This window comes from Aquimarina pacifica, assembly GCF_000520955.1.
GTDB lineage: Bacteria > Bacteroidota > Bacteroidia > Flavobacteriales > Flavobacteriaceae > Aquimarina > Aquimarina pacifica.
On record NZ_JACC01000002.1, the window covers coordinates 265721 to 278663 of the forward strand.

The window sequence follows — 12943 nt, forward strand, 5'->3', positions numbered from 1 at the left end:
CTCACATTCGAAAGGTAGTTTTATTGATCCTTATTTTAAAAATATTACAACTCGCATTCTTTTACAGAAAACACGAATCCTACTTTAGTACATACTAATAATGATTTTTCTTCTAATGTGTTACGCGATCACTGTATTTTTAAAAACACACATTAAAATGCTTTAGGTTTTTTTGATCTTATCAAAAAAATTAAAAACACTTTTTCACATACAAACACTATAAAAACACATTATAATGCTTAAAAAAAACACTATAAACAGAATAATCATTCGTGCTTTTTTACTAATAAATCTCGTTAGTATTGCAACTGTTTCAGGACAATCTGTTATTTCCGTTGGTTCTGGCTCCTATGCCTCCTACCCTCCTGATCATGAGTATGTAGGCGGAAACGCATCCTATGGTACTTTTTTAGACTTTGCTACAAATAGCGCTAATATAGATGTTACACCATCAAAAATAAACGATCCTATCCCAACAAATGATTGGTGGACGAGTATTTTAACTCAAGAAGATGGTGATGGTAATAGACACGGTGGTAATTTATGGGCATACCCCCTATTAACAAGAGCTACAACAAGTGGTGTAGAAATAGGCCATCGTACTGCAAAAGACTGGACTACTGATATATTAGGAAGTCGTTCGATGAGTGTAGATTATCTTATTAGTATCACAGGGTCTTCATTTACACCAACCAAAACAATTGCCATGAATTGGTCTGACTGGCATGTAGATTTACGAACTCAAGTTGGTGACAATAGCACTAACAGTATAGATTTTACATTAGTCCAAGGCATGCCATATACTTGGGTCAAAACCGTTGGATTTGATCCTATTATCAATGCACTTCATGCAGGTGTTAGAACGTATTATGATGCCAACGGTGCAGTGCTTAGTTTCCCTGCTACGGTAGATAGGTTATCTATAGCGTATGACGGCAATTTATACGGGATACATTTCTCAGAAACAGTAACACTTGAGCAAACAACACAAGGTTTTAGTATTTCTAATTATGCAGATAAATGGATCGTTTTTTCTGCAATAAATAGCTTAGATGATTTAGACACATTACACCAACATGCTTTTGTAAAACCGACTGACACTAGTCTAGATTACAGCTATGATCCATCTCAAGGAGCTGTCACAGCCACCTATAATATTACCACCGAGGTTATTTCAGGAAATGAAACAGATGCTTTGCAGGGGTTCATACCACACCATTATAGAGGAAATGCCAACACTTTTCCCTTCTTGTCTGACCTCGAATATATAGGTACTCCTAGAGGAACAATAAAAATGGCTACAGGATCTAGCTTTACTTTTAATTATGAATTTAATGCAGACCTGTTACCACATTTTAATGTTCCGCAGACAATAGAGTCAGAAGCTATTCCTTATGATCCCGAGAAAATGAATGAAATGATCGATAATTTTGCTAATGACGTTGCATTATATGGTATTAATGGAGGAACTTATTGGGGTGGAAAAAATTTAGTACGTGTCCTCAAGTATGCCCTAATGGCAAAAGAAGCAGGGAATTCTAATTATACTGCACTACTAAATACCGCAAAAGAAAAAGTATATAACTGGCTTACGTATACTCCAGGTGAAACCGAGTTTTATTATAGTTATTATCCTTCATGGAAAGGGTTAATAGGTTTTAACGAAGAGTATTATTCTGCCTATTTTACAGACAATCATTTTCACTACGGATATTTGGCTCATGCAGGAGCTTTACTAGAAATTGCCGAACCTGGAGCAATGGATGGATATTGGTCTATGTTAACTCAAATTATTAAAACTTATGCCAATTGGGATAGGACAGATACTAATTATCCTTATCTGAGAACATTCAGCCCCTGGATGGGACACTCATTTGCTAGCGGTTTAGGTAATTCAATCGGTAATAATCAAGAATCTTCATCAGAAGCAATGCAATCTTGGGCAGGAATGTTTATGGTAGCCGAAATGACTGGTGACACCTCAATGAGAGATGCTGCTGCTTTCGGATACCTCACAGAAGGTAGAGCTATTGCTGATTATTGGTATAATGAAAGTGGTACTTTTGATGAGATTGGTTACGAAAAACCTGTAACCGGAATTTTAGAAATGAATCGCTATGTTTATGGTACCTTTTTTGGCGCTCAAGAAACATATATACATGGCATACAGTGGTTACCAATATCACCTGCTTATGGTTTTTGGAATGATTTTTTAACTCAATCAGAAGCAAACGCCATTGTAGACCCAATTATCAATAACATGAGTACAGATTTAGGTGGATCAATCAGTGCCGACTGGATGAATGTATCATTAGGATTTAAACTTTTCTTTGATCCAGAAAGTGTTGTTTCCATTTTTGACGGATATTGGAATAGTTCAAACGGAACAGACGAATACTCTGTAGCTCATAATCCTGGTGAAAATGCACTTACTTATTACTACGCTCACGCATCTCAAAATATAGGAATTCGACAATCTGACTATAGATTAAGTCTTCCGCTAAGTAGTGCTTTTGAAAAAAACGGAGTTATGACTTATGTGGTTTATAATCCATCTGACGCAACACAAACCTGTACTGTTTACCAAAATAACACGATCGTAACTTCTTTTGAGGTACCAGCCAATAGCTTGATAACTACTACTGGTGATGATATTATTAATCCTCCGAGTGAATTCGTACCAGATCCTAACAAAACCTATTATATTGATTCTCCTATCCATAACCTTAGGTTAGCTGCAACAGGAGAAAGTGAATATCCATATACAACAAGTACAACTATAACAGGAGAAGATGTAGAATGGAAATTTGTTGACAAAGGAAACGGATATTGGCATATCGATCGTGCTGCAGGAGGAACCAAACCAAGATTACGATCTAATAGAACCGCCAATGCAGATATGCAACAAACAAGTTCTGCAGGAGGATGGACTTTCTATGATTTTGCACCAGGGGTTTTTGATAACACATACTTCTTAACACTCCCTAATGGTCCCTCTAGTTATAATAGATTGCAAGTAAATAATAGCGGTGAGGTAAAAATGGTGTCTACGGCGAGTGCCGGAACATGGGAATCTTTTACCATTACAGAAGCATCGGTAACAGAAGACGTTTCGATTCATATAGAGGCAGAAGATTATACTGCCATGAGTGGTGTACAAACAGAAAACACTACTGATACTGGTGGTGGTTTGAATGTTGGCTGGATTGATGCTGGAGATTGGATGGAATATGTGGTTGATATCCCTGTAGAAGGAACATATACTATAAACTTTAGAGTCGCTAGTATTCCCGGAGATGCAACTTTTCAATTTCAGATAGATGGAAACACTCTTGTAACAACCAATGTAGATGCAACAGGAGGATGGCAAAACTGGATTACAATTTCAGAAACTGTAGCATTGTCGGCAGGAACTCAAACAATAAGAATAAATTCGACAAATCAAAACTGGAATCTTAATTGGTTACAAATAGAGAGTGGTGTTTCTGCAAGATCTCTCAATACAGGCATTGTAGACACTCCATCGATTAAAGCATATCCAATTCCGGCCAAAGATGTGTTAAATATTTCAATACCTACGCCAGAAAATTATCAAAAATTAGAAATCATTGATCTAAAAGGGAGTGTTCTTTTTCAGGATACTAACATCACTAAAGAAATTAATACTATAAATATTGATCGACTTCCTAATGGGCTATTTCTGGTAAAAATCTATAAACTACACGAATCCCCACAAGTTATTCGTTTTGTAAAATAATAATTAAATTTAAAAAGGAGTTAAAAAAACAAATCTGATTACCTTCAAAAAAAGACACAGATGATCTCACCATCATCTGTATCTTTTTTTCATTTTTATAAGTTTATTATTTATTTCATACAGAAAATTATATACAAACTACTATTCACCAAAATGTAATCTTATTTTGAAATGATTTTAATTTAAGAAGCACTTTTTCATGCGTAGTTAAATATATAGGCACATAAAATATATCGAATTCTAACCCAAGTAATACGGATTCTATTTTAAAATCCTACAATAGAAAAAGTAATCCAAACCTTCTCCTTACTTATAGTATTTTTGAAACATACCAACATGTAAACCTTATCCATAAACATAAGAAAATCAACAGCACTAACCACTATGAAAATAACCAATTCACGATCATCACGACATATAATGTTATTGACATTTTTTTTAACATTAATTCAATTTTCGATTCACGCACAAGCACTTCCTTTACCATACCAACTTGTAAACTCATCAGAATACTCAGATGATGAAATCTTTATTGCAATGGTTGGTAAAATTAATGATGGCGAAGATGTCTGGATGGATTGTACTACTAGCACTATAAAACCTATGCAGTTGTCAGACAATACTGTACAAGGTCCTATATACAATGGAAATGGAGGTCCCGGACTAGACGGTAAATATGCGGATTGTTTTAGTCGTCTTAGTGATATTCCGAATAAAACATTACATATTCCACATATTTATGCTGTTCGTATTTTTATTGCTTTCGAAGAGCAATTATACCTTTATTTCTTTGGTGGTAATGGTGGATACTCTGCTCCCGCTATATCAAACAATGCTGATCCTAATCAAAACATTCGTTATGAATTAATAGAATTAACCTATGGTGATAATGGGTTATGGACCAATACCACAAGAGTTGATGCATACCAGTATCCTATGGGTCTTGAGGTATGGGGAAGTGATGGTTTTTATAAAAAAGTTGGAGAACTTTTATCACATGAAGATATTTTAGAAGAGTGGTTCAATCGTACCCCAGAAGCTTTTCATGGTTGTTATAATGAAGAGTTAGGTATAATTGAAGCCCCTTCCAAAACTTCCGAATTTCAAGAAGGTGGTTCACAAAGTGACTATTTTAGTAGTTATGTAGATGCCGTTTGGGATCGATATACAGACGAAGATCTCACGCTTAGTATCGGAGAGGCGGGGCTTTGGAAAGGACGTGTTACCAATAACCAGTTTATATTCACTAATCAAGACAACGGTATACAGGGAATGATAAGTGCACGACCTAATACTCAAGAAATATTAGAAGCCAAAGGAGTTTTGGCCGAAGATGTTGCTTCTACTCCCGATATTCATGCAGACCAAAATATACAAAAACATTTTAGTGCTGCTTTTAATAGAGGAGCTATTGATATCGATGCTCCTTCAGGAGAAACTATCGAATGGTCAGATGAAAATGAATTTTTCACGCACACTCCTTTTAATGAATATGTGAAATTTTGGCATTCAAAAGATATTAGTTTCGAAGGTGAGACTTATGCTTTTGCATATGATGATGTTTTTGATTTTTCATCAACAATACAGTCTACTGTACCCACGAATGTAAAAGTTACTATCGGAGGTTTCGAAGGAACCTCTACTTGTAACGCTACCGATATTACTCCATACATAAATATTAATAATGAAGGTTGGCAAGCAATAAGTACAGCAACTCTTGAGCCAGGAGAGACTATACAATTCGGTCCTCACCCAACAAACGAAGGCTCTTGGGTATGGACAGGACCCGATAATTTTTCAGCAGCAACTAGAGAAATTAGTATTACAGACATACAAGTAAATCAAGCTGGTACCTACATCAGTACCTATACAAACTCTTGTGGTACTCAAAGTACACAGGAATTCGAAATTTCGGTAACAGAAATCTCTGAAACTTTCACTCCTGATCCTAATAAAACGTATTATATTGACAGTCCTATACACAATCTCAGGATAGCATCAACAGGAGAAAGCGAAACTCCGTACACTACCTCTACTTCAACAACAGGAGAAGATGTAGAATGGAAATTTGTAGACAAAGGAAACGGATATTGGCATATTGATAGAGCTGCGGGAGGCACAAAACCTAGATTACGATCAAACAACACTGCAAATGCAGATATGCAAAGAACTTCTTCTTCAGGAAGATGGACTTACTATGATATCGCAGAAGGATTTACTGAAGGAACATATTTTCTAACCCTTCTCGATGGACCCTCAGAATATAATAGATTACAGGTGAATAATTCGGGGGAAGTAAAAATGGTTTCTACGACTAGTGCAAGGACTTGGGAATCATTTATAATAACCGAAGCTTCTTCTGCTATTTCAATTCATATAGAAGCAGAAGATTATAATGATATGAGTGGTGTGCAAACTGAAGAAACCACCGATGTAAACGGAGGACTAAATGTAGGCTTTATAGATGCTGGCGATTGGATGGAATATATTGTTGACATCCCAAAAGCAAGTACGTACACTATAAACTTTCGTGTAGCTAGTGTTCCTGGTAGTGCAACTTTTCAATTAATTATTGATGATAACTTACAAACAACTGTAGATATCTCTTCTACAGGAGGATGGCAAGAATGGACAACATTATCACAAACGGTTGAGTTATCTGCGGGTACTCATACAATCCAACTATATTCAACAGGCCAAAGTTGGAATATTAATTGGTTAGAAATTGTAGATGGCGTAACTTCAAGAACAACAGACCTCGCAATTACAAAAGAACTAACACGTATTGAGGCCTACCCTATACCAACAAGAAACGTATTGAATTTACTAATCCCAAATCATCAAGACTATTCGAGATTAGAAATTATTGATATGACAGGAAAAGTAATTCAAACAAATTCTAATATCACAAGTGAAACGATAACATTAAATGTTGAACGTCTATCTAGTGGACTTTATATTGCTCGAGTTTATAAACATCGTGGCCCTGCAGAAATAATACAATTTTTTAAATAAATAAGTTGTTTTTATTTCTATAAGATAAGTAAGACAAAAAATTAATTAATAACTAACTACCTAAGCACTCGCAGATCAACAAGACTGATCAGTGAGTGCTTTTTTATGCTTACTTAATCATAGATACTACAGTATACGAATACAACTATCCAAAAATGAGGTTCGAATAACTTCATTAATGTTAAAACTAAAATGATCTCTAAACGGCAAAAAACAATTAAAAAGAAGCATTCACTGAAAAAAACAACTATTTAAAAGAAAACTTATCTTTCATATTGTTATTTTTTAATGTTTTTATTATATTTACTTTAAACTTAAAACCTTACCTATTTAACATATATCACCCAATTAATTCAAGTAATAAGGTTCATAGTTTTCATTAATAAAAACCTAAAAATCATGAAAACATCCGACTCATTCTTCAAACCACTAATCCTCAAAAACTTTTTTCTATTATGGCTATTTTCTCTTACTGTCAACGCTACTGATTTATACGTTTCCAAAAGTGGAAGTGATACCAATACAGGAACTATTACCTCTCCTTACTTAACGATTCAAACAGCTATTAATGTTGCCACTGCAGGTGATATAATTTATGTAAGGTCGGGATCCTATGCCGAAAAAATATGGTGGGCAAATTCTGGATCAGAAGGCAGTCCTATAACATTGACTAATTATTTAAATGAAGAGGTTACTATTTCTGGGATTACTCCTACAAACTCAACACAAGGTGCACAAATCCTGATTAGTAGTAAGAGTTATATTAGAATCAACGGAATAACTTTTAGCGATAATATTATGAATTATGCAGATGGTATCAATGTTCAAGGTTCGGGTACAGATATACAAATTACAAACTGCGAATTTGATAACATTGGTTGGACCAGCGATAAAACAACCTTCCCTACTCCTAGTGATAGTGCTCATGCCATTATATTTTTAGGGTCTACAAGTACTTCTCTAAACAACATAACCATAAGTAACAATTATGTGCATGATTGTATTACTGGTTATAGTGAAAGTATAACCATCGTAGGGAATGTAGAAGATTTCCTTATCGAAAATAATACTCTTGATAGCAATACCAACATCGGTATTGATGCTGCTGGACACTTTACTTGGACAGGTGCACCTACAGAGGTAAATTATTCTCGTAATGGAATCATAAGAAATAACACGGTCAGTAATTATGCAGGACCAGAAGATCTTGATGCTGCCGGAGGTATCTATACTGACGGAGGTAGTTATATCACTATAGAAAACAATACAGTATATAATTACAAGGTAGGATTTTCTGTAGGTTGCGAGGTGGCAGGAAACACTAATACAGGAAATATCGTTCGTAACAACATAGCGTATAACTGTAGTTTATCAGGGTTATTTCTTGGATCTAATACTACCAGTGTGGTACAAAATACAGAAGTGTACGGAAATACATTTTATAAATGTGGTACAGGAACCTTTGATAATGGACAAATTGCCTTACAAAATAATGATGGCAGTAGTATAAAAAATAATATCATGTATCCTACAGAAGGGAGAACAGCCATGGTTCAAATGGGAGGAACAACTTCTACAAATAATACACTAGCTTATAATTTATATTGGAGAGATAGCGGAGATACTAGTAATTTATTTTATGACATTACCAACAACACTAATTCTGTGATGGCTGATCCTTTATTTGAGAATGCCTCATCATACGATTTTCACATCTCTTCTTCTTCTCCAGCAATTGATGCAGGAGACCCAAGCTTAAGCGTGACTAATGATGTTGTAGATATCGATGGAGAAGCTAGAATACAAAATGGTAGAATGGATATTGGTGTAGATGAGAATGGCGCAAGCGCTACAATACCAGTTACGGGCATATCGCTTTCTCCAGAAAACAGTTCTCTTGATATAGGAGATACATTACAAATTAATGCAAGTATAAGTCCGACAAATGCAAGTAATCAAAACGTAAGTTGGACCTCTAGTAATTCAGCTATTGCCTCAGTAAACAATAGTGGTATCATTACGGCTAATAGTGAAGGTACGGTTACAATTACTGCTACTACAGAGGATGGAAATTATACCGACACCACTATCATTACTGTGAATCAAGATACTAATATCACATTTATACCAGACCCAAATAAGACCTATTATATTGATAGTCCAATACACGGTCTTAGATTAGCAGCCACAGGAGAAAGTGAAGATGCTTACACCACAAACACAAATGTTACTGGTGAAGATGTAGAATGGAAATTCGTAGACAAAGGAAACGGATATTGGCATATTGATAGAGCTGCCGGAGGAACAAAACCCAGACTTCGAAGTGATAACACTTCTAATGCTGATATGCAACCGACAACATCTTCTGGTGGATGGACATACTATACTATCTCAGAAGGAGCTTCTGATAACACCTATTTTTTAACATTACCAAATGGTCCTTCTAGCTATAAAAGGCTTCAGGTACAAAATTCTGGAGAGGTAAAAATGGTACCTAATACCTATACAGGAACATGGGTTTCATTTACCATAACAGAAGTTTCTAACACCACCGAAACTATTCATATCGAAGCCGAGGATTATAGCTCAATGAGCGGTATACAAACAGAAAACACTACCGATACAGGAGGTGGTTTAAATGTTGGTTGGATTGATGCAGGAGACTGGATGGAATATAGTGTAGATATACCAATAACAGGGTCCTATACAATTGATTTTAGAGTAGCTACTATTCGCGAAAATGGAAACTTTCTATTTCAAGTTGATAGCAATACGCTCACATCAGCTGATGTCAATAATACAGGAGATTGGCAAAATTGGACAACCATAAGTAGTGAAACTATCGAGTTATCGCAAGGAACAAGAACAATACGAATTTATTCTACAAATGAAAACTGGAATCTTAATTGGTTTGAAATCAAAAATACCACCGATACAAAATCATTGGCACCTTTTGTAGATAATACAGATGTTATCAAAGCATATCCAGTACCTGTAAAAGATGTTTTAACCATTAGTATCTCAAACTATCAAAAATATTCTAATCTTGATATTGTAGATATTACAGGTAAAACATTACTTAATAACATAAACATTACTAGTGAGACAGTTTCAGTGGATCTAAATAATTTTCCGAAAGGAGCGTATTTTATAAAATTAAATACAATAGATGCCTCCTCAAAAATCATCCGATTTATAAAATAATATAAGGGTACTCTGAAACTAACATTTATTTGAAGTGGTTTAATACTAAATGTTGAAAATGTACATCCATTACACTATTTGTAATGGATGTACTCTGTTTATAGGCAATATAAAAAAAGGTTTTTTAACCTAAAACTGCACTAAGAATATAACCCTTCGGCAAACTGTATCTTGACAACATCATTTTAGGTTGTAGTTTTATAGTATGTAAAAAGAAGTAACTAAAAGAAAGCAAGAGATGTATTCTATTGTGAAAACCCAGAGAAAAAGTTCTTTGCGTCTAAAAGAATAAGAGCATAAACATGGTAACCAATTACGGTATTATGAAATTGATAACAACTTGGTAGAAAATGCTATCAGAGCTTTGGCATTAGGCAGAAAGGATTATTTGTTTTCAGGATCTCATTGAGCTGGTCAAAAAGCCACAATGCTATCTTCTTTGTTTGCCAGTTGTAAAATTGACAATATAGATCCCTACAGTTGGCTTAAAGATGTAGTAGAGAATATACAAGAATTTAAGACAAATCGATTATATGAATTATTACTAGATCATTAGAAGATATCTGAAATCAACGGTAGTAATTAACTGTTCATGTAGTCTTGCCAGGTTACTAAGAGATATTTTTCTTTTTGGTTTTCTTTTAAATCCAGAAATCCATATTCATAACAGAAGAGATATACCTGTCCTTTTTTATTTTTCCAATAATGAGTAAAATAAGTAGGATCAAACCCTTCTGAAATCAGCTTTTCTTTGCGTATGGTAGACATTCCTGATTTATTATAGGCTTTTAGAAGTTTTCGATTGGTTTTCAATTTTTTATCGATAGTATAATATAAAGCTTCTTCTGATTTACGTTTTTGATACTGATGAGCAGACTTACAATGGATAGAGCAATATTTCTTGTCAGATCTACCTATAATTTCAGCTTTACATTGTGGACATATATTCATCACCTCTAATTAATCGAATACTATTCGAATGTTATTCGACTAAAATACTACTATCATTTGTAAATAACACATATTTGTATCATGAAACTCAATAAACATATCACACTAAAACATTTATTGATCAGTAATCAAAAGATGATCGGAATACAATTTTACCCTGACAAGGTGATCCAGGCATTAATTAAAGAACTTCCGAACCCTAAATGGAGTAAGGAGTTTTCGATGGTATATATTATCAACACTAAAGAAAATCTCGCCAAAGTATTTGAAAAATTTAGAGGAGTAGCGTGGATAAACGGAAATTCTTTTTTTAAAGAAAAACCAATACGTAACAATCAACCTGTGGATATTAACTGGTATCGTAGCAGACCTAAAACAACTTCTTATAAATATGTGCCAGAAGCATATTTGATAAAATTAGAACTCAAACGATATGCCTTAAATACCTGTAAAACCTATATAATACAATTTGAAAAATTCATTAATCACTATTGTGATAAGGATATTGTGGCCTTGTCAGAGGAAGAAATCCGAAGCTATTTGCAGCATCTCATTAGTAAAAACAAATCCAATAGCTATCTCAATCAAGCCATCAATAGTATTAAATTCTATTATGAAGTGGTGATGGGGATGCCTAACCGATTTTATAGTATTGAAAGACCCAGAAAACAGCAACAACTCCCTAAAGTAGTATCAAAAGAAGAAATTATCACTATGCTGAAACATACTAATAATATAAAACATCGTTGCATTATAGGTTTATTGTATTCTGCGGGTTTACGTCGAAGTGAACTATTAAACCTACAGTTAACTGATATTGACAGTAAACGAATGTTGATTTTTATCAAAAATGCAAAGAATAATAAAGATCGATATTCGTTGCTATCTCAAACTATACTTAAAGACTTAAGAATCTATTATAAACAATGGAAACCTAAAGAGTATCTATTTGAAGGAGCCTTAGGTGGTAGATATTCGGCAGAAAGTGTGGCAAAAATTGTTAGAAGAGCTAGTACCAAGTCTGGTATCTTACGAAAAATAACCCCACAAATGTTAAGGCATTCTTTTGCAACTCACCTTTTAGAAGACGGAACAGATATTAGATATATTCAAACCTTATTAGGGCATAATAGTACAAAAACAACCGAAATTTACACACAAGTTGCCTTAAATAATTTTAAATCAATTAGAAATCCGCTAGATTTGGAAAAAATATAATGGAAATATGTGTACCGGTACACATATTCAATTGTTGTAGCATATTAAAAAATGACTGAAAACGAATTCATAAATTATTGGAATAAGGAATATCCAGAATCATTTCCAATCAACCACGAATTGAAATGGACATATGCGGATAGGTGGTTTAGAATTCATAGTCTACCTCATTCAAAAAGGTATGCAGATACTGATGACGATTACAAAATCATATTTGACCGACAAAACCAATTAATTGACGATCTAATCGGAGAAGAATCGGAAGTTGCAATCTCTTTCGGACTTTATAAGGATGATATAGCTAATGAAAATTATAAAGAGCTGACTAATTTCGGAGAATTCCAAAAAGTCTTGACAATTGACTTACAAAAAGAACGACCCGAAGAATATGAAAATGGGATGCTCCTTGACATATTCGTAAAGATCGGAAATTGGAAAAATGGTAATAGAAACAAAATTCTTAAAGCAATAGCTGACGATGAAATAAGAGCCATGTTTTTTAGTCATTCAAAGAAATGTGTTATTGCACCATATGATGGCGGAGTTGATGTGATTGTTGAATCGACCAAAGAAAGAGATAGACTTAAAGCTAAATACAAGGATTGGCTTTCTGACAGAGAAGACGGAATGTAAAAACAAAACATGCTACAACACTATATATGTGCCATAGCAGCAAAGTGATCAATCGAATGGTTGTTGTATTTCTGGTAAGGCGCAATGCTTGCAGAAAGGAAAAGTTAGCAATCAATGCGCAGAAATATCGAAAATAAAGGTAACATTTTGCCCTGCTACGACACA

The 12943-nt window shown here is 34.4% G+C and carries 8 protein-coding genes; 7 read left to right on the top strand and 1 reads right to left on the bottom strand.

Annotated elements, in window-relative coordinates:
- The first annotated feature begins 235 nt into the window (after positions 1 to 235).
- The 5 genes from DZ60_RS0102285 (at position 236) to DZ60_RS25650 (ending at position 10532) form a co-directional block, all read left to right on the top strand.
- Positions 236 to 3757 carry a glycosyl hydrolase gene (locus tag DZ60_RS0102285; protein WP_025740135.1) on the top strand — a complete coding sequence of 1174 codons (3522 nt, stop codon included), beginning with the start codon at positions 236 to 238 and terminating at the stop codon, positions 3755 to 3757.
- A 384-nt stretch (positions 3758 to 4141) separates the two neighbouring features.
- Positions 4142 to 6772, top strand: coding sequence for a beta-1,3-glucanase family protein (locus DZ60_RS23940; protein ID WP_081740356.1), 2631 nt, complete (start codon positions 4142 to 4144; stop codon positions 6770 to 6772).
- A gap of 399 nt (positions 6773 to 7171) precedes the next feature.
- Positions 7172 to 9976: a carbohydrate-binding protein gene (locus tag DZ60_RS23945; RefSeq protein ID WP_051477533.1), complete on the top strand. Its 2805-nt coding sequence runs from the start codon at positions 7172 to 7174 to the stop codon at positions 9974 to 9976.
- A 328-nt stretch (positions 9977 to 10304) separates the two neighbouring features.
- Positions 10305 to 10385 (top strand): IS66 family transposase, encoded by an 81-nt coding sequence (locus DZ60_RS25645; RefSeq protein WP_081740359.1) that lies wholly within the window; start codon positions 10305 to 10307, stop codon positions 10383 to 10385.
- Between the two features lie 18 nt (positions 10386 to 10403).
- Entirely contained in the window at positions 10404 to 10532 is a 129-nt protein-coding gene (locus DZ60_RS25650) for a transposase domain-containing protein (RefSeq protein WP_081740357.1), read from the top strand.
- 26 nt (positions 10533 to 10558) lie between these two features.
- On the opposite strand, the gene DZ60_RS0102310 is transcribed toward DZ60_RS25650, so the two are convergent.
- On the bottom strand, positions 10559 to 10927 hold the full coding sequence (locus tag DZ60_RS0102310) for a hypothetical protein (RefSeq protein ID WP_025740138.1): 369 nt from the start codon (positions 10925 to 10927) through the stop codon (positions 10559 to 10561).
- A gap of 81 nt (positions 10928 to 11008) precedes the next feature.
- Between DZ60_RS0102310 and DZ60_RS0102315 the strand changes: the two genes are divergently transcribed.
- Both DZ60_RS0102315 and DZ60_RS0102320 read left to right on the top strand, forming a co-directional pair.
- Positions 11009 to 12145 carry a tyrosine-type recombinase/integrase gene (locus DZ60_RS0102315; RefSeq protein ID WP_025740140.1) on the top strand — a complete coding sequence of 379 codons (1137 nt, stop codon included), beginning with the start codon at positions 11009 to 11011 and terminating at the stop codon, positions 12143 to 12145.
- Between the two features lie 51 nt (positions 12146 to 12196).
- Positions 12197 to 12778 carry a DUF3885 domain-containing protein gene (locus DZ60_RS0102320; protein ID WP_025740142.1) on the top strand — a complete coding sequence of 194 codons (582 nt, stop codon included), beginning with the start codon at positions 12197 to 12199 and terminating at the stop codon, positions 12776 to 12778.
- The last annotated feature ends 165 nt before the right edge of the window (positions 12779 to 12943 follow it).